Source organism: Saccharothrix stipae, assembly GCF_054781895.1.
Map to the genome: position 1 here is coordinate 1,076,566 of NZ_BAAGTN010000017.1, position 18,904 is coordinate 1,095,469.

The 18,904-nt window shown below is 71.6% G+C and carries 13 protein-coding genes and 1 tRNA gene; 5 read left to right on the forward strand and 9 right to left on the reverse strand.

The features are described 5' to 3' along the window. Positions 1–21: 21 nt before the first annotated feature. Positions 22–510: a CarD family transcriptional regulator gene (locus ACYVLT_RS33260; protein ID WP_012782996.1), complete on the reverse strand. Its 489-nt coding sequence runs from the start codon at positions 508–510 to the stop codon at positions 22–24. A 301-nt stretch (positions 511–811) separates the two neighbouring features. Between ACYVLT_RS33260 and ACYVLT_RS33265 the strand changes: the two genes are divergently transcribed. Beyond that, entirely contained in the window at positions 812–1,615 is an 804-nt protein-coding gene (locus tag ACYVLT_RS33265) for a hypothetical protein (protein WP_461124084.1), read from the forward strand. 123 nt (positions 1,616–1,738) lie between these two features. Then, entirely contained in the window at positions 1,739–3,103 is a 1,365-nt protein-coding gene (gene radA / locus ACYVLT_RS33270; protein WP_461124085.1) for a DNA repair protein RadA, read from the forward strand. Between the two features lie 44 nt (positions 3,104–3,147). On the opposite strand, the gene otsB is transcribed toward radA, so the two are convergent. The 3 genes from otsB to ACYVLT_RS33285 form a co-directional block, all read right to left on the reverse strand. Continuing rightward, positions 3,148–5,682, reverse strand: coding sequence for a trehalose-phosphatase (otsB, locus tag ACYVLT_RS33275; RefSeq protein WP_461124086.1), 2,535 nt, complete (start codon positions 5,680–5,682; stop codon positions 3,148–3,150). A gap of 55 nt (positions 5,683–5,737) precedes the next feature. After that, the gene (locus ACYVLT_RS33280) at positions 5,738–7,174 is read right to left on the reverse strand and encodes an alpha,alpha-trehalose-phosphate synthase (UDP-forming) (protein WP_461124087.1); all 1,437 of its coding nucleotides are present in this window, start codon (positions 7,172–7,174) and stop codon (positions 5,738–5,740) included. Positions 7,175–7,329: 155 nt separating this feature from the next. After that, complete coding sequence (locus ACYVLT_RS33285) at positions 7,330–8,667, reverse strand: threonine/serine exporter family protein (RefSeq protein ID WP_461124088.1); 1,338 nt, start codon at positions 8,665–8,667, stop codon at positions 7,330–7,332. A 282-nt stretch (positions 8,668–8,949) separates the two neighbouring features. On the opposite strand from ACYVLT_RS33285, the gene ACYVLT_RS33290 reads away from it, so the two are divergent. Next, positions 8,950–9,025, forward strand: a tRNA-Thr gene (locus tag ACYVLT_RS33290). 69 nt (positions 9,026–9,094) lie between these two features. Here ACYVLT_RS33290 and ACYVLT_RS33295 read toward each other — a convergent pair. Next, positions 9,095–10,276, reverse strand: coding sequence for a transporter substrate-binding domain-containing protein (locus tag ACYVLT_RS33295; RefSeq protein ID WP_461124089.1), 1,182 nt, complete (start codon positions 10,274–10,276; stop codon positions 9,095–9,097). A gap of 62 nt (positions 10,277–10,338) precedes the next feature. On the opposite strand from ACYVLT_RS33295, the gene mgrA reads away from it, so the two are divergent. Continuing rightward, positions 10,339–11,367: an L-glyceraldehyde 3-phosphate reductase gene (gene mgrA, locus ACYVLT_RS33300; RefSeq protein ID WP_461124090.1), complete on the forward strand. Its 1,029-nt coding sequence runs from the start codon at positions 10,339–10,341 to the stop codon at positions 11,365–11,367. Here the strand turns inward: mgrA and ACYVLT_RS33305 are convergent. From ACYVLT_RS33305 to ACYVLT_RS33315, 3 genes are all read right to left on the reverse strand, one after another. Beyond that, complete coding sequence (locus ACYVLT_RS33305; protein WP_461124091.1) at positions 11,364–12,761, reverse strand: sensor histidine kinase; 1,398 nt, start codon at positions 12,759–12,761, stop codon at positions 11,364–11,366. The two genes, mgrA and ACYVLT_RS33305, sit on opposite strands and share 4 nt — an antisense overlap. Beyond that, on the reverse strand, positions 12,758–13,456 hold the full coding sequence (locus ACYVLT_RS33310) for a response regulator transcription factor (RefSeq protein ID WP_461124092.1): 699 nt from the start codon (positions 13,454–13,456) through the stop codon (positions 12,758–12,760). The genes ACYVLT_RS33305 and ACYVLT_RS33310 overlap by 4 nt, the downstream gene beginning before the upstream one ends. A gap of 319 nt (positions 13,457–13,775) precedes the next feature. Then, positions 13,776–14,816 (reverse strand): ADP-ribosylglycohydrolase family protein, encoded by a 1,041-nt coding sequence (locus ACYVLT_RS33315; protein ID WP_461124093.1) that lies wholly within the window; start codon positions 14,814–14,816, stop codon positions 13,776–13,778. A gap of 213 nt (positions 14,817–15,029) precedes the next feature. Here ACYVLT_RS33315 and ACYVLT_RS33320 point away from each other — a divergent pair, with 213 nt between their 5' ends. Continuing rightward, positions 15,030–17,822, forward strand: coding sequence for an AfsR/SARP family transcriptional regulator (locus tag ACYVLT_RS33320; RefSeq protein WP_461124094.1), 2,793 nt, complete (start codon positions 15,030–15,032; stop codon positions 17,820–17,822). A 262-nt stretch (positions 17,823–18,084) separates the two neighbouring features. On the opposite strand, the gene ACYVLT_RS33325 is transcribed toward ACYVLT_RS33320, so the two are convergent. Beyond that, positions 18,085–18,849 carry an SGNH/GDSL hydrolase family protein gene (locus tag ACYVLT_RS33325; RefSeq protein WP_461124095.1) on the reverse strand — a complete coding sequence of 255 codons (765 nt, stop codon included), beginning with the start codon at positions 18,847–18,849 and terminating at the stop codon, positions 18,085–18,087. Between the last annotated feature and the right edge of the window lie 55 nt (positions 18,850–18,904).

Here is an 18,904-nt window from a genome sequence, read left to right on the forward strand (position 1 = left end):
TCCGAAATGTTGGTGGAACGATCAGGACGCGGTAGCCAGGACCTCGTCGAGGAGGACCTCGGCCTTGTCCTCGTCGGTGCCCTCGGCCAGCGCCAGTTCGCTAACCAGTATCTGTCGTGCCTTCGCCAGCATCCGCTTCTCACCAGCGGACAGTCCGCGATCCTTCTCGCGCCGCCAGAGGTCGCGCACCACTTCGGCCACCTTGTTCACGTCACCGGACGCGAGCTTCTCCAGGTTGGCCTTGTACCGCCGGGACCAGTTGGTCGGCTCCTCCGTGTGGGGAGCACGCAAGACCTCGAAGACCTTGTCGAGACCCTCCTGGCCGACGACGTCGCGCACGCCCACGATCTCGGCGTTGTCGGCGGGGACGCGGACCGTGAGGTCGCCCTGGGCAACCTTGAGGACGAGGTACTTCTTCTCCTCGCCCTTGATCACGCGGGTCTCGATTGCTTCGATGAGAGCGGCACCGTGGTGCGGGTAGACGACGGTCTCTCCGACCTTGAAAACCATGTGTCCTCTGCCCCTTTCGCTAACCCCATCCTAACACGCCGAGCAATCCCCTCTTCGGCGTCCGGAGATCGGTTAGCGCTGGTCAGGGCCGCGAGGGGGCTTGACAAATCACCCGGTCGCATGCAACACCCGAGGTCGATCTTGCTCCACTGTGGACGTGCGGGCGAGGGGGCCGGCGTGGGGTTGGGCACCACATGCCGCAGGTCCGGGGCCACCCCGTTAGGCTCCAGCACTGGTGGTCGGACCCAGTGCTACCGGGTACGACCCGCCTCGTCAGCACACCGGAAGGATCCGAGCAGCCGTGGGTCGCGCACTCCAGAAGTCCACCGCGTCGCGCCGCTTGGCCGCGGCGGTCGCCCTGGCGACGGGCCTCGGCTTGGCCGCCGCGGGTTGCAGCGCAGGTCAGGTCACGCAGACGGACACCCAGGTGGCCGTCGTCAACGGGGCCAACGGGCAGGTGGGAGACATCGCCGTCCGCGACGCGCAGTTCCTGTTCCCGACGGCGCACGGCGCCTACGAGGACGGCGACGACGCGCCGATCACGGTCGTGATCGCGAACAACGGCACCACCGCGGACACGCTGCTGGGCGTGACCAGCGAGTTCTCCGCGCCCGCCCAGGTCACCGGCGACGCGCGGCTGGAGCCGGGCTCGGCCATCCTCGGCGGCGCCGACCAGGACGACGCGGGCAGCCACGCCACGACGACCAAGCCGGCCTCCTCTGCGTCGCACTCGGCCCCGGCGTCCCACTCGCCGTCGGACTCGCACTCGCCGTCGGACTCCCACGCCACGGCGACGACCACCACCACGCCGTCCGCTTCCGGCTCGGCGACGGCGACCACGACCACCACGGGCTCGGCGACGCCGACGTCGGGTAGCGGCACCTCCATCTCGGCGCCGCCGACCACCGGCACGAAGCTGCCGTCGTCGGTGGACCCGACCGAGCCGGGCGCGGTCAAGATCGTGCTGAAGGGCCTGAAGAAGCCGCTGCGGCCGGGCCAGACGATCCGCGTCACGTTCCTGTTCGAGAAGGCGGGCGAGCTGACCCTGGAGCTGCCGATCGCCGCCTCGCCGGAACCGCGCGAGGACGCTCCCTCGGAGCACTGAGCCCACCACCGAACTGCTGAGCAGGGGTTCCCGTCCAGGGAGCCCCTGCTCTTCTTTGCCCGCGCCCGGGGGGAAGCGCACGAGCCGGCGGCGTTGTCGGGGGTGCCGGATAGCCTCCGTGCCGTGGCGAAGACAGCACGGGTGGCCAGGCCGACGTACCGCTGCGCCGAGTGCGGGCACGAGGTGTCCAAGTGGGTCGGGCGGTGCCCGGAGTGCCAGGCCTGGGGCACCGTGGAGGAGCGGGGCGCCTCCGCCGCGCCGCGGTTCCTCGCCGGCACGCCGAGCAGCGAGGCCCGGCCCATCGCGCAGGTCGACATCGAGTCCGCCCGCGCGGTCTCGACCGGTGTGCTGGAGCTGGACCGGGTGCTCGGCGGTGGGCTGGTGCCGGGCGCCGTGGTGCTGCTGGCGGGCGAGCCGGGGGTGGGCAAGTCGACCCTGCTGCTGGAGGTCGCGCACCAGTGGGCGCTGTCGGTCGGCCGCTGCCTCTACGTCACCGGTGAGGAGTCGGCGGGCCAGGTGCGGTTGCGGGCCGACCGGACCGGCAACCTGCACGACGAGATCTACCTGGCCGCCGAGAGCGACATCTCCGCCGTCCTCGGCCAGGTCGACGCGGTCAAGCCGAGCATGCTCATCGTGGACTCCGTCCAGACCATGTCCTCACCGGCGGTCGACGGCGCGCCCGGCGGGGTCAGCCAGGTCCGCGCCGTCACGGCGGGCCTGATCGCGGTCGCCAAGGAACGCGGGCTGCCCGTGGTGCTGGTCGGCCACGTGACCAAGGACGGCTCGGTCGCCGGGCCGCGCGTGCTGGAGCACCTGGTGGACGTGGTGCTGCAGTTCGAGGGCGACCGGCACTCGACGCTGCGGCTGCTGCGCGGCGTGAAGAACCGGTTCGGCCCGGCCGACGAGGTCGGCTGCTTCGAGTTGCGCGACGACGGCATCGCGGGCGTGCCCGACCCGTCCGGCCTGTTCCTGCACCGCCGCGACCAGGCGGTGTCCGGCACCGCCGTCACGGTCGTCGTGGAGGGCAAGCGGCCGATGCTGGGTGAGGTGCAGGCGCTGGTCACGCCGACCGCCCTGCCCGCGCCCCGGCGCGCGGTGAGCGGCCTCGACTCGGCCCGCCTGGCCATGGTCCTGGCCGTGCTGGAGAAGCGCGGCAAGGTCGGGTTGGGCAACAAGGACGTCTTCACCGCCACCGTCGGCGGCATGCGGCTGGTCGAGCCCGCGGTGGACCTCGCGGTGGCGTTGGCGGTCGCCTCGGCGGCCACCGACCTGCCCCTGCCGCACGACCTCGTCGTGGTCGGCGAGGTCGGCCTGTCCGGTGAGCTGCGCCGGGTGAACGGCGTCGGCCGCCGGCTCACCGAGGCCGCCCGGCTCGGCTTCACCAAGGCCCTGGTGCCGCCGGACGCCGGGCCGCTGCCCCAGGGGACGCGGACGCTCGTCGCGCACGACCTGCTCGACGCGCTGCAACTGCTCAAGCTCACGAAATAGCGAACGGCGCCCGATCGTGACCGGGCGCCGTCCGCGGAAAGCACTTACTTCGTGGCCGCCAGCAACTGCGCGCAGCGGATCAGCCCCAGGTGGCTGTAGGCCTGCGGGTGGTTGCCCAGGGAGCGCTCCGCGATCGGGTCGTACTCCTCGGGCAGCAGGCCCGTCGGCCCGGCCGCGTCCACCATCTGCGCGAACAGCTCCTCGGCCTCGGTGCGCCGCCCGGTGAGCAGGTAGGACTCGATCATCCACGCCGCGCACAGGTGGAAGCCGCCCTCGTCGCCGGGCAGGCCGTCGTCACGCCGGTACCGGTAGACCGTGGAACCGGACCGCAGCTCGGCCTCGATCGCGGTCACGGTGGCCTGGAACCGGTCGTCGGTCGGGTCGATCAGACCCGACAGCCCGACGTGCAGCGACGCCGCGTCCAGGTCGTCGCCGTCGTACGCGGTGGTGAACGACTGCGCGTCCTCGCTCCACCCGTGCTTGAGCACGTCGTTGGAGATGGTGTCGCGCAGCACCGGCCACGACGGGTCGATCTCCCGCCCGTAGTTCTCGGCCAGCGTCACCGCCCGGTCGAGGGTCACCCAGCACATGACCTTCGAGTACACGTGGTGGCGCGGCGCGTGCCGCTCCTCCCAGATGCCGTGGTCGGGCTCGTGCCAACGGCGGGCGACCGCCTCGGCCATCGCCTGCACCATCAGCCAGTCCTGGTCGGTCAGCGAGCCGCGCGCGGCGGCCAGCTGCACGACCAGGTCCACCACGGGCCCGAACACGTCCAGCTGCACCTGCTGGTTGGCCAGGTTGCCCACGCGCACCGGCCGCGACCCGGCGTAACCGGGGAGCGTGTCGATGACCGCCTCGGCGCCCAGCATGGTGCCCTGCAACGTGTACAGCGGGTGCAGCCGCTCGGGGCCGGGCAGGGTCGACAGGACCCCGTGCACCCACCCCAGGAACGCCTCCGCCTCGCCGAACGACCCGACCGACACCAGGGCCTGGGCGGTCAGCGCCGCGTCGCGCAGCCAGCAGTACCGGTAGTCCCAGTTCCGGATGCCGCCCAGCTCCTCGGGCAGCGAGGTGGTGGCGGCGGCCATGATCGCGCCGGTGTCGTGGTGCACCAGGCCCTTCAAGGTCAACGCCGACCGCAGCACCAGGTCCGACTCGACCGGCGGCAGCTTCAGCGTCGCCGCCCAGTCCGACCAGAACGCGCCGGCCCGCGCGCGCCGCTCCGGCTCGCCCAGGGTGGCCTCGGACAGGTCGTCCGTGCCGCAGCGCAGCTCCAGCAGGATCGGCGCGCCCTCCCGGGGGCGCACGACGGCCGTCGCGGTCTCCTGGATGCCGTCGGAGGTGATCTGCCAGTCGACGCCGGGTGAGCGCAGCACCATCGGGTCCGAGGTGCCCACGATCCGCAGGCCGTCGCGCTCGCGCAGCAGCCGCACCGGCACCTGGCCGAACTCCGGCCGCGGCGCGAACGTGATCACCGCGTTGGTCGAGCCGGAGACCCGCCGCACCAGGTCGGTGCGGTGCGAGGCAAGGTCGTGGTCGAGGTAGTCCGTGACCAGGAGCCGCGACCAGCGGGTCTCCACGATCATCGTGCCCGGCACGTACCGCTGGCCCAGCGGCAGCGAGCCGTGCTCCGGCTTGATCGAGAAGTGGCCGGCGGCCGGTCCGCCGAGCAGGTCGGCGAACACCGCCGCCGAGTCCGGCTCCGGGTGGCACAGCCAGTTCAGCCTGGCGTCGGGGGTCAGCAGCGCGACCGACCGCTCGTTGGCGAGCATGGTGAGCCGCTCGATCGGCACGGCCTGGTCGCCGTGCAGCCACGCCCGCCGCTCCTCCAGCAGGAACGCCAGCACGGTGGCCACGTCGAGGGTGTCGTCGACGAAGTACTGGGCCAGCGACTCGCCGTCGCCGACCTTGATGCCGACGTCGGGCCCGCTGAGCCGGGCGAACGCCTTCTCGTCGGTCACGTCGTCACCGACGAACACGGCCGCGGTCGCCGACGCGCGGTGCCGCAGGACGTCCAGGGCGTGGCCCTTGTCCGTCTGCACCACGGCCAGCTCGATCACGGCCTTGCCCTCGGTGACCTGCACGCCGTCCCAGGTGGCCGGACCGGTGCGGACGTCGTCCAGAACCCGCTCCCCCACGGCGGGGTCGGCACGGCGCACGTGCACCGCGATGCTCGCGGGCTTGACCTCCAGGCCCACGCCCTCGTGGCCGGCGACGATCTCCTCCAATCCGGTTTCCAGGCGGCGGTGCAGTTGTTTCGCGTCAGCGTCCAGCGCGTGCACGAAACCGACGTCGAACTCGGACCCGTGGGAACCCACCAGGTGCACCTCGGACGGCAGGCGTGACAGCGTCGCCAGGTCGCGCAGGGCGCGCCCGGAGATCACCGCCGTCGTCGTCTCGTGCAGACCGGCCAGGGAGCGCAGCGCGCCCACCGACTCGGGCAGCGGGCGGGCGTCCTCTGGGTTGGCCACGATCGGAGCCAATGTCCCGTCGTAGTCGCAGGCGACCAGCAGGCGCGGTGTGCGTGCCAACTGCACGATCGCACGACGGAGTTCGGCGGGGAGGGCCTCGGCGGTCAACGCCCCTCCTCAATGCTCGGTGGGACAGGTGGGTGATAGTTCGGTCTGAACTGATTCAGATCGTGGACTGCGTGCCCAAGGCATCAAGAAACGATCGAGCCCATCGGTCGACGTCGTGCGTGAGGACTTGGCGGCGCAGCGCGCGCATCCTACGGCGGCCTTCGGCCGGATCCAGCGTGAGGGCGGCATCCAGCGCGTTCTTCACGCCGTCCAGGTCGTGGGGGTTGACCAGGAAGGCGCTCGTGAGTTCGGCCGCCGCGCCGGCGAACTCGGAGAGCACCAACGCGCCGCCGAGGTCGTAGCGCGTGGCGACGTACTCCTTGCACACCAGGTTCATCCCGTCACGCACCGGAGTCACCACCATGACGTCCGCGGCGGTCATGAACGCGGTCAACTCCCGCCGGTTGACCGATTGGTGCAGGTAGTGGACCACGGGGTGGCCGACGGTGGAGAACTCGCCGTTGATCCGGCCGACCGCCTGCTCGATCTCGCCCCGCATCTGCTTGTAGTGCTCGACGCGTTCGCGGCTGGGCGTGGCGAGCTGCACCATGGTGACCTCGCTCGGGTCCACGCGGCCGTCGGCGAGCAGTTCGTGCAGCGCGCGCAGGCGCACGTCGATGCCCTTGGTGTAGTCGAGGCGGTCCACACCGAGCAGGATCTTCTTCGGATTCCCGAGGTCTTCGCGGATTTGTTTCGCGTGTTTTTGGACTTCTTTGTCGCGGGCGAGCGCGTCCAGGCCCGCCGAGTCGATAGAGATCGGGAATGCCCCGACCCGCACAGTGCGGTCTCCGACCTGGACGACACCGGGCCTGGTGCGCACGCCGACCGCGCCGCGGCTCGGTTCCAGCCCCACCAGGCGGCGGGCCAGCCAGAGGAAGTTCTGCGCGCCGCCGGGCCGGTGGAAGCCGACCAGGTCCGCGCCGAGCAGCCCGCGGATGATCTCCGTGCGCCACGGCAGCTGCATGAACAGCTCGACCGGCGGGAACGGGATGTGCAGGAAGAAGCCGATGCGCAGGTCCGGGCGCAGCTCGCGGAGCATGGCCGGCACCAGTTGCAGCTGGTAGTCCTGCACCCACACGGTGGCGCCCTGGGCGGCCACCTTCGCCGTCACGTCGGCGAAGCGCTGGTTGACCCGCACGTAGGCGTTCCACCAGCGCCGGTGGAACGCGGGCGGCGCGACCACGTCGTGGTAGAGCGGCCAGAGCGTGCCGTTGGAGAAGCCCTCGTAGTAGTCGGCGACCTCGGCGGCGCTCAACGCCACCGGGTGCAGCTGGAGGCCGTCCTCCTCGAACGCCTCGACCTCGGCGTCCGCGATGCCCGGCCAGCCGACCCAAGCGCCGCTGTGCGTGCGCAGGAACGGCTCCAGCGCGGTCACCAGACCGCCGGGGCTGTGCTTCCAGCGCTGCGTGCCGTCGGGCAGGCGCTCCAGGTCAACCGGCAGGCGGTTGGCCACGACCAGGAAATCCGCGCCGTTCTCGCCAATGCTGCTCACCGGGTAGCGCCTCCTAAGGGATTCGTCTCGCCCACCGTCGAGGTTAGTGGGAACGCGCAGGTTGGATGCCCTGTCGTCGGCCCCGTCACACTGTGTTGACTTGACGAAAGCTTCCCAGGTGGGCGAGCTCACGTGGAAAGCCGGTGTTCACGCGGTCAGCGCCGGGAACGGGCGGCCAACCGGCCCAGCCCGGTGCGGACGGGGCGACCCAGATGTTCACCCAGGACGACGCCGCTCGCGAGCGCGAGCGCGGTGCCGGCGGCCAGCACGAGGGTCGACAAACCGGCCGCGTCGCCCTCCGCGGTCAGCTGGTAGAGGCCCCGGTAGGTGGTCCAGCCGGGCAGCAGCGGCACCATGCCGGCCACCGCCACCAGCAGGGGCGGCATGCGCAGCCGACGGGACACGATCGTGCCGCCGAACCCGACCGCGGTGGCCGCGACCGCGGCACTGGCGATGGCGTTCGTGCCGGTCAGCGCGAGCAGGCCGTAGGTCGCCGTGCCGACCGCGCCCGCGGCGGCGGCCACCGGGAGCGCGCGCGGCGGGGCGTAGCTGGCCAGGGCGAAGAACGCGGAGGTGGCCGCGCCCGCCGCGAACTGCACCGGCACGTCGGAGATCAGCGGCGGCAGCGGGTCGGCGATGTTGGTCCGCACGCCGAGCTGCACGCCCGCGCGCAGGGTCAGCGCGATGCCCGCGATGAGGCCCGCGGTGAGCAGCGCGACCTCCACCGTGCGGCCGGCGGCGGTGACGTTGTAGCCGGTGATGGCGTCCTGCACGGTGCCGACCAGCGACAGGCCGGACAGCAGCACCACGATCCCGGTGGCGATCAACAACGACGGCCGCACGCTCGGCAGCAGGTCCGTCGCGTACATCGCCACCGCCACCGACGTGGCCAGCGCCCCGCCGACGACCTGCTGGAAGAAGAACGGCAGCCCGCGCCGGTTGAGCACGCGCCCGACCCGGTCGACGGTCGCCGTGACCACGGCCGCCATCGCGGCCGGCAGCGGTCCGCCGCCGACCAGCAACGCCACCGCGCCCGCCATGCCCGCCCACGCCAGCGTGGCCACCCAGCGCGGGTAGGGGTGGTCGGCGCGGCTGATCCGGTCGATCTCGGCGGAGGCCTCCGCGGCGGTGGTGCCGTCGGTGGTGATCCGCCGGATCAGGTCCTCCACGGCGGCGAGCCGGGTGTAGTCGACGCTGCGGCCGCGCACCACGCGCATGGACGTGACGGGCGCGGCCTCCGTGCCGCGGTGGCAGGAGACGGTGATCGACGTGTAGATCACGTCGACCTCGGTGTGGGGCAGGCCGTACGCGTTGGTGACCGCCAGGATGGTGGCCGTCACGTCGGCCGCGCCCGCCCCGCCGGCCATCTGCGCCTCGCCGACGCGCAGGGCCAGGTCGAGTACCAGGTGGACGGTCGAGTCGTCCGGGAGGGACGGTCCTTCGACCGGTCGGGCCTGCTCGGCGTGCTCGAACCGCCGGCGCCACAGCCGCACCCGGCGTCACCTCCCTCACTCGCCCGGCCGCCACGCCCGACCGTGTCGGATTCGAGGCTGTGTCATGCGCCACCCCTGGACGGGGTACCTGGACCGGATGACTTGATCACTGTGAGTTGAATACTGTTGATACCGCTGGCCAGGGGTTTTGTGGGTGCCCGGGACCACCCGGACGGTACCCGGGACGTCCGGACGGACCAACGAGGGCCCACCGTGAGCAGACCGTTCGCCGCAGGTAGCACCCCGTGCGGGCGCTTACGATGTTCCCGGCCTCCTGGCCACGCCGGTGTAGCTCAATTGGCAGAGCACTCGCCTTGTAAGCGAAAGGTTGCGGGTTCAAGTCCCGCCACCGGCTCCACCCCGACCGCGATCACGCTGGTCGGCGGCGTCCGAGATGATCTTAGCGGGGCCGCCGCGGTCCCGCCGCTCAGCCGGTCCGGCCGACCTGCTTGTGCAGGCAGAGGTCCAGCGTGAACTCGCTCTCCCTGGGCTTGTGCCACCCGGCGGTGAGCTTGCGGTGCCCCAGGGTCTCGCGGAACGCGGTGTCCCACTCGGTGTTGACGAACTCGTGGATGGCGTTGGTCAGCGCCCGGCACAGGGTGGGGTGGTGCGGCGGGATGGCCACGCCGTAGAGCTGCCTGCTCGGGTCGGTGGCCGCCGGCTCGGGCATGTCGTAGACCGGCTCCTGCGAGTCGTCGACGGTCAGCACGGTGGGGTCGTCCGGCTCCTGGAACGCGCGGATGACGCTCCAGTCCGACGCGATGAACTTGGTCGGGTCGTCGGGGTCGAAGAAGGGTTCGAAGCACTCGTTCAAGTAGCGGGGGTGGTCGATCGTCAGCACGGCGTTGTGCTCGCACAGGAGCCGTTCCTTCTGCTCGTCCATCGCGCTCAACCCGGTGGTGCCCGCCACCGCGCAGCCCCGGGTGTCCTGGCTGTTGCGCGGCACGGGGCCCTTCTCCCGGTTCGTGAAGACGTTCGACACGTCGATGTAGTACGGCCCGGCCATGCCGAACTTGTCCAGCCGCAGGGCGGTCATGGAGAAGGCCGAGATGACGAGGTCGACGCGCTCGGCCTCGCCGACGGTGCCGTCCCACTGGTGCTCGCGCATCTCCTGGGACAGGTCCACGTATCGCACGCGTTCGGAATCGACGCCGAACTTCCGCATCAGGAACTGGGCCAACCGGATGTCGAAGCCGGTCCGCGAGCCGTTCTCGCTCAGGCTCCAGCCCGGCAGCCGCCCGTTGACGCCGATCCTGATCTCGTCCTTGCCGAAGAAGACCGCCGGGTCGTCGTCGGACTCCGGGAACGGGTAGACGAAGGACGCGGCGATCAGGACCGCGGAGAACACGTAGGACAGCGCGTGCCACCTCGGGCCGATCGTGGCCGGTGGGTTTGGCGTGCCGCCGTTCATCCCCTGGGCCCGGTAGATGCCGAACGCGATCGCGATGCCCAGGACGGCCAGCACGATGCCGACGATCGCGACGAGGTCCTCGTGGTTGGGCGAGCGCAGGATCACGACCGAGATGAAGGTGGTGACCGCGGTCATCGGGGCCAGCCAGAGCAGCTCTCTCGATAATCGGCGGAAGCGGGCGGGGCGGACGTCGGCCATGGCGCCAGGGTAGTGATGCCCGTCGTGGCGCGGACCGCCGCGAGTCGTGCCAGGGTTCGACCATGGCCTACCTACCCGACGCCTCGCGGTACGACCGGATGACCTACCGACGGTGCGGGCGCAGCGGGCTCAAGCTGCCCGCCGTGTCGCTCGGCCTCTGGCACAACTTCGGCGACGACCGGCCGTACGAGTCGGGCCGGGCGATCGTGCGCCGGGCGTTCGACCTCGGCGTGACGCACTTCGACCTGGCCAACAACTACGGCCCGCCCTACGGCTCGGCGGAGGTCAACTTCGGCCGGGTGGTGGCCGACGACCTGCGGCCGCACCGCGACGAGCTGGTGATCTCCACCAAAGCGGGCTACGACATGTGGCCCGGACCGTACGGCGAGTGGGGCTCGCGCAAGTACCTGCTGTCCTCGCTGGACCAGTCCCTGTCCCGGCTCGGCCTGGACCACGTCGACATCTTCTACTCGCACCGGTTCGACCCGGACACGCCGCTGGAGGAGACGGTCGGCGCGCTGGTCAGCGCCGTGCAGCAGGGCAAGGCGCTCTACGTCGGCATCTCGTCCTACTCGGCGACCAAGACCCGCGAGGCGGCGGAGCTGCTGCGCACGGCGGGCGTGCCGCTGCTGATCCACCAGCCCTCGTACTCGATGCTCAACCGCTGGATCGAGAACGACCTGCTGGACGCCCTGGGCGAGCTGGGCGTGGGCTGCATCGCGTTCTCGCCGCTCGCGCAGGGCATGTTGACCGACAAGTACCTCGACGGCGTGCCCGCGGGCTCGCGCGCCACGCAGGGCAAGTCGCTGTCCGAAGACCTGTTGACCGAGGCCAACCTGGCGCACGTGCGGGCGTTGGACGAGATCGCGGCGTCCAGGGGGCAGTCGTTGGCGCAGCTCGCGCTGACCTGGGCGTTGCGGGACGAGCGGGTCACGTCGGTGCTCATCGGTGCGAGCAGCGTGGGCCAGCTGGAGGCGAACGTGGCCGCGCTGGACGGACCACCGCTCACCGACGACGAGATCGAGCGGATCGACGTGCACGCCGTCGACTCGGGCATCGACCTGTGGGCTGAGTCCTCCAACGCCGGCTAGCGGGGGAGCGTCACCGTGAACACGGTCCGGCCCGGTCGGCTGGTCAGCTCCACCGTGCCGCCGTGCGCGGTGACCAGGGAGTGCACCACCGCCAGCCCCAGCCCGCTGCCCCCGCGATCACGCGTGCGCGAATCGTCCACCCGGTAGAACCGGTCGAAGATGCGGCGCTGGTCGGCGGCCGCGATGCCCGGCCCCGTGTCGCTCACCCGCAGCACGGCCGACCCCGGCGCCGCGGCCACCGACAGCGACACCGCCGTGCCCGCCGGCGTGTGCACGGCGGCGTTGGCCAGCAGGTTGTCCACCACCTGCCGCAACCGCAGCGGGTCGAACGCCAGCCGCACCGGCTCGTCCGGCACGGTCAGGGTCAGCGGGTGCGTCGGGCGCGCCGCGCGGAACGCGTCCGCCGCCTCCCGCGCCAACGCGGCCAGGTCGCCGTCGGCCGGCCGCAGCGGTGCCTCCACCTCCGCCGAGTCCAGCCGGGCGAGCAGCAGCAGGTCGTCCAGCAGCACGCTCATCCGCGCCGCCTCCGACCGCAACCTCTCCAGGTGCGCCTCGCGCTCCTCCGGCGCGTTCGCCGCCGCGTACCGGAACAGGTCCGCGTAACCCCGGATCGAGGTCAACGGCGTGCGCAGCTCGTGCGACGCGTCCGCGATGAACCGCCGCAACCGCTGCTCGGCGGCGGTCCGGGCGGCCAGCGACACGTCGATGTGGTCCAACATCGTGTTGAACGCCGTGCGCAGCTCCTCGACCTCCACGCCGCCGTTGCCGCCTTCCGCGCGCACCGGCAGCCGGGCCGAGTCGGTCAGGTCGTGCGACGTGATGTCGTGCGCGGTCCGGGCCATGTCGCTCAACGGCTGCAACCCCCGCCGCAGCACCGCCCGCCCGATCACCACGAACGCGATCAGCGCGAGCAGGAACGTCGCCACCTCCACGAGCACCAGCTGCCGCACCGTGGTGGTGATGTCGTTCATCGGCGCCGCGCTGACCAGCACCACCCCGTCGGACACCGGGCAGCCGCGCAGCCGGTACGTGCCGTCGCCGTACAGGTACTCGGTCCGGTAGACCGGGTCCACGCCGTCGACGTCCAGCGCCGCGGCGGTCAGCTCGTCGGCGTCGGCGGGCAGGTCGTCCGGGTTGCGCGGCGTCGCCCGCCCGTCGCGCACGTCGTAGACGACCGAGTACCAGCCGTACGCCTTGCCCTTGACCGCGCCGTTCTTGGCGAGGTCCTTCTTCAGCGAGACCTGCGTGGTCTCCATCTGCGCGTCCAGCCGGTGTTCCAGGTAGTCCTGCATGCTGCGCGCCATCACCGTGCCGACGACCGCGAACACCGCCAGGGCCAGCGCGCCGAGGCCGAGAGCGAGGCGCGTACCCAGCCGCAGGCGGCGGCGCGTCACCGCGCGGCTCGACGCAGCACGTAACCCACGCCGCGCACGGTGTGGATCAGCGGCTCGCCGCCGTCGTCCAGCTTGCGCCGCAGGTGCGAGACGACCAGCTCCACCACGTTGGACCGGCCCCCGAAGTCGTACTCCCACACGTGGTCGAGGATCTGGGCCTTCGTCAGCACGGCCGGTGACCGGCGCATCAGGTAGCGCAGCAACTCATACTCGGTCGGCGTGAGCGTGATCAACCGGCCGCCCCGCCGCACCTCGCGGGTGTCCTCGTCCATCGCCAGATCGGACACCTTCAGCACCGACCGCTTCCAGGTCGGCCCGGTCGACCGCCGCAGCACGGCCCGCAGCCGCGCCATCAGCTCCTCCACCGAGAACGGCTTGACCAGGTAGTCGTCACCGCCGCGGGTCAGGCCCGCGACCCGGTCGGCGGTGCCGTCGCGGGCGGTCAGGAACACCACCGGCACCATCGCGCCCGCCGACCGCAGCCGGTCCAGCACGGTGAAGCCGTCCAGGTCGGGCAGCATCAGGTCGAGCACGACGATGTCCGGGTGGAAGTCGGCGGCGGTGCGCAGCGCGGCCTCACCGCTGCCCGCCGTCACCGCCTGCCAGCCCTCGTACCGCGCCACCGTCGCCACGAGGTCCGCGATGTGCGGCTCGTCGTCCACCACGAGCAGTCGAACCGAAGTGCCCTTGTCCACGCGCCCATGGTGCGGCACCCCCACCCGGCGGGCGAGGCCATCGGCCCGGTGGGGGACCGGTCGACAGCGAGTCGACAGGATCGCGACAGCCGACCCGCGGCGTGCTCCGACACGAGTGTGGTGGTTCACATTGTTAAAGAGGTGGGCCGCCTGTGATCGCGCACACGCGCTCTGCTACGGTTCCGCCACGGGTTTCCCGCTCCACGGTCAGGTCAGCCGGGTTCCGCGCTCGGGGCGTGTCCCTGCGCAGATCGCGTGGAGAGCCGGCCTCGGTCGCACGCATTCGGGAACGTGCGTGCCGAGGCCGGCTACACCCGTGTCACGAGTACCGGCTGTGGTCGAATTCCTGCCCCGTCACCGAGCGACCCAGGTCCGCGCCCAGCCGCGTGAGCAGGTCGACCAGCTCCAGGCCCGCCAGCCAGTCCCTCGGCAGCGCGGCCGTGCCGTGCAGGGCGCCGAGGACGTTCCCGGTCAACGCGGCCGTGGCGTCGCTGCCGCCCGAGTGGTTGGCCGCCGCCCGCAGCGCGTCCACGAACTGCGCCCGCTTCGGGAACACCAGGACCGTGTGCACGGCGATCGCCAGCGCCTCCGGCCCGGTCCAGCCGCTGCCCAGGCGGTCGACCCGCACCGAGTCGAAGCCGAGCGCCCGGTGCTCGTCGGCGAACACCACGGCCCGGTTCAGCGTGTTCGCCGTGTACGGGTCGTCGCGCAGCACCCGCCCGATCACCTGGTCGACGGCTTCGCGGATGGGCCGTCCTCGCACCGCCAGCAGGTGGATGAGCAGCGCGAACGCCCCGCCGGACACCCAACCGCCGGTGCCGCCGTGGGTCAGCGCGGCGAACCTGCACCCGAGGTCGTAGGCGATCTCCGCGCTGGGCGCGAAGCCGGCGGGGGCGGTGCGGGTGACACCGTTGCAGCCGGACGACTCGTTGTGCGGTTCCTCGGGCGTCGGCGGTGTGTCGGCGGCCAGGGCGCGCAGGCACGTCAGGCCCGGCGACCGGCTCGAGTACAGCCGTTCGTCGCCGACGAGGCCCACGGCGCCCACCTCGGGCGCGGCCACCTGCTGGGTGACCAACCACCGGCGGTAGCTCTGCCAGACGACCTCGACCGGGTCCCAGTCGCCGGTGGTCCGGCCGCGCACCCACGCCCGCAGGTAGCCGTCCGCGGTGAACAGCGTGAGCTGCGTGTCGTCGGTGACCAACGCGGGGCGCGGCGGTTCCAGGACACCTTCCGGGCCGTGGTCCCGTTGGATGTCCGCCCACCCCAGGTACTGGATGGGCGCGCCGAGCGCATCGCCCAGCGCGCCCGCCAACAGGCAGGCGGAGCCACGGTCGACCACGTCCATCGGCTCGCGCGGCACTTGCCCTCCTGCACTCGCCCAGAACTCGGCCGGGACGTCCGGGGCCAAAACCCTAGCCGCCGGGCGCCCGTCCGGTCATGGGAGCACGACTAGTTGAGCAAGCAACATTTACCCACAGGTATCTAACGGCACGCTTGGCGCACCTGATCCAGTGACCAAGCCGTGAGGTCGACGAGCCCGGAAGGGCTGTAGCGCACGAGGCGGGGGAGGGGCATGGCTGACCGGAGCAAGAGCGGGCTGGAGTTCGGCGTCCTCGGACCGTTGCAGGTGCTCGCGGACGGCCGCCAGCTCGTGATCGGCCGCAAGGGGATGCGCGGCCTGCTCGCGATGCTGGTGCTGGAGGCCAACCGGGTCGTCCCGATCGACGAGATCGTGGACAGCCTCTGGGCCGACGAGCCGCCCGCCACGGCCAGGACGATCGTGCACGGCTACGTGTCGCGCCTGCGCCGGATGCTGGAGCAGGCCGACCCGGCGGGCTCCGCGCGGATCCTCACCACCCCGCCCGGCTACCAGCTTTCGGTGGACCCGTGGCGGCTGGACTTCCACCGGGCCAGGCAGCTCGTGTCGAGCGCCCGCGGCAAGCCCGCGCCGATCCGGGCGCAGCTGCTGCGCGAATCGCTCGGCCTGTGGCGCGGCCAGGTGTTGGCGGACGTGCCGGGCGACCCGGTGACGACCGACCTGGAGGAGCTTCGGCTTGCCGCAGTGGAGGAGCGCATCGAGGCCGAGCTGGAACTGGGCCGCCACCTGGAACTGGTCGGCGAGCTGCGGCAGCTGGTGAACGAGTACCCGTTCCGGGAACGGCTCGTCGGCCACATGATGCGCGCGCTGTACCGGTCGGGCCAGCGGGCCGACGCGCTGGAGGCCTACCAGCGCTTCCACCGCCGCGTCGTGGACGAGCTCGGCATCGACCCCGGTCCCGGCCTGCGCGTGCTGCACGAACAGGTGTTGCGCGACGACCCGGCGCTGAGCTCGCCCGGCTTCGCCGAACCCGCCCTCGTGCCGCCCCGTCCCGGCGTGGTCGTGCCGGCCCAGTTGCCCGCCGCGGCCAGCGGTTTCATCGGTCGCGACGAGGAACTGGCCTGGTTGGACCGGCTGTGCGACGCGCGTGACCTGGCCGCCACCACCATCGCGGTGGTCAACGGGGCGGCGGGCATCGGCAAGAGCGAGCTGGCCGTCACGTGGGGGCACCGGCGGGCCGAGCAGTTCCCCGACGGCTTGCTGTTCGCCTCCCTCAACGGTTTCGCGCCCGACCGCGACCCGGTCGAGCCGGCCGAGGTGCTGGCCAGGTTCCTGCTGGCGCTGGGCGTGCCCGCCGACGGCGTGCCGCGCGACCTCGACGACCGGGTCGGCCTGTACCGGTCGGTGCTGGCCAAGCGGCGCGTGCTGGTCGTGCTGGACGACGCGTGGGACCCCGAGCACGTCCGACTGCTGCTGCCGCCCGGTGCGGGGTCGGTCGTCCTGGTGACCAGCCGTCGCCGCCTGGAGTCCCTGGTGGTCAGCAACGGCGCGCGGATGCTCACGCTCGACACGTTGTCGGAGGAGGAGGCCATCCGCCTGGTGGACGAGGTCGTCGGCAAACCGCTGTCCGACCAGGAACCCGCCGCCGTGCGGATGCTGGTCGAGCTGTGCGGCAACCTCCCGCTGGCGCTCCGGATCGCCGCCGCCAAACTGGTCTTCAGTCCAGAGTGGACGGTCGAGGCGCTGGTCGCGCAGCTGTCCGACGACGCGGCCCGGCTGCGCACCCTGGACCTGGCCGACACCGGCGTGGGCGTCGAGCGGGCGTTGGCGGTGTCCTACCGCAACCTCCCGCCGGAACTGGCGGAGACGTTTCGCGCCGCGGGTCTCGTGCCGGGTCGGTGGGTGAGCCCGCACGCCATCGCCGCCGTCTGCGACATCGACCTCGGCACGGCCGCCGCCCGACTCGCCGACCTCGCCGACGCCCACCTGCTGGTGGAGCAGTGGCGCGGCGGGTTCGTCCTGCACGACCTGGTCCGCCTCTACGCCCGCGGCGTGGTGGAGGACCGCGAACGCGGCCTGCGCCGACTGATGGAGCACTACCTGTGCGCGTGCGACCACGCCCGCCGCCTCATCCGCCCGGTGTCCGACGGCTTGGACTTCACCGGCGACTCCGCCGCACCCCGGCCCGCGACCGCCTCACAGGCGCTGTCCTGGTTCGACAAGGAGTGGTCCAACCTCATCGCCCTCGTGCACGCCGGCTCGGAAGCCGGTCTGCACGAACAGGTCTGGCAACTCGTCCGCCTCGTGCACACCTACTGCGTGACCAGGCTCGTCAGCCGCGAGTGGCGGGGCATCGCGGAGTTCGGCCTGGCCTCCGCCCGCGTCAGCGGCGACCGCCGGGGTGAGATGCTCGTCCTGCACGCGATGCACGACCTCAACAACCGGGCGGGCACTTTACGCGGCACCCTCGACCAGGCACGATCGGCACACCGGATCGCCGTGGAACTCGGCGAGGCCCGCTACCTCGTGATGACGCTGGACCAGCTCGCACTGGCGCTGGTCGCCGAAGGTCGGGTCGAGGAAGCCCTGGGGCACTACCGCGAAGCCGTCGACCTGGCCCGCCGCGACGGCGACGCACTGGGGGAGGCCACCGTGCTCAACAACCTCGCCCAAGTGGAGCAACGCCTCGGCCAACGCGAATCCGCCGCCCAGCACCAGTTCGCCGCGATGGAGATCTACCACCGCCATGGTGACGAGCGCGCGTACGCGGTCGCGGTGAACAACCTGGCCGAGCTCTACGCCGAACTCGGGCTGCTGCCCGAAGCCGAGGAACACGCCCGGCAGGGAGTGGAACTGGCCCGCGGCGGCTCCATGCAGTTCGAGGAGGCGTTCGGCCGCCAGGTGCTCGGATCGGTGCTGGCCAGACGGGGTGAACGCGTTGCCGCACAAGCGGAGCTGGCCGAATCGCTTCGGTTGTTCGAACGCCTCGGCTCACCCCGCGCGATGTTGGTCCGAACGGCTCTTGAAGCCTTGACCACCGAGGTTTAGCCGCTGTTTAGCAAGAGAGCACGAACTCGTGGGAGTTTGGAGGCGCGCTGATCAAGCGAGTCGCGTCAGCGCCGGGTGGCTCTTGGCAGGGGGACCAGGGGGGAAGCCACCCAACCGCTGGGCCGGCGTTCGGGGGAGAGCGCCGGCCCAGTGTTGACTTTCCCCTGCTCCGCGACCTCGCGTGTTGGTCACCCGAGCGGTCACCGCCACAACGGACCCGGCGCACCCGAGCCGGACTGAACAGCTGACGATCCTGCGGAAATCACTCGTAAACCGGCAGCAACTCCGGCCGCTTGGGCACCAACCCGTCACCCATCGACTCACCCCGCAACTGCCGCCCCACCCACGGCACCACGTGCTCCCGCGCCCACTTCAAGTCGCGCCTGCGCTGCGTCATCCAATCCTCGTCGACCGACGGCGGCCAAGGGGTGTTCCACTCGCCTTCCGTCTCGAAGCCCAGCACCTGAGCCGCCCGCAGCGCCACGCGCCGGTGCCCCTCGGGCGACAGGTGCAACCGGTCCCCGCTCCACGCGCGCCGGTCGTGCAGGACGGACATCGACCACAGGTCGACCACCTTGCAGTGGTAGCGCTCGGCGACCGACCACAGGTGGTTGTTGTATATCGCGATCTTCCCCCGCAGCGACCGCAGCAACGGCGTGTGCTTCGGGTCGAACCCCATGAAGATCAACACCTCCGCGCCGGCCGCCTTGAGGTCGGCCACCGCGATCTCGTAGACCTCGGCCAACGCGTCCGCGTCGCTGCCGGGCACCAGGATGTCGTTGCCGCCGCCGCACAGCGACACCAGCTTGGGCTTGAGCGCCGCCGCCAGCGGCACCTGCTCGTCCACGATCTCCTGGAGCATCTTGCCCCGGATCGCGAAATTGGCGTACCGGAAGCCCTGCTGCCTGGCCGAGATCATCGACGCGAGCCGGTCGGCCCACCCCACGTAGGTCCCGTTCGGCGCCGGGTCGTCCATGCCCTCGGTGAAGCTGTCCCCCACCGCGATGAAGCTGTCCAGTCCCTCCATGCAACCCCTCCACTCCACACGGCACCCCCATGACCGCGCAGACCAGCATGCAACG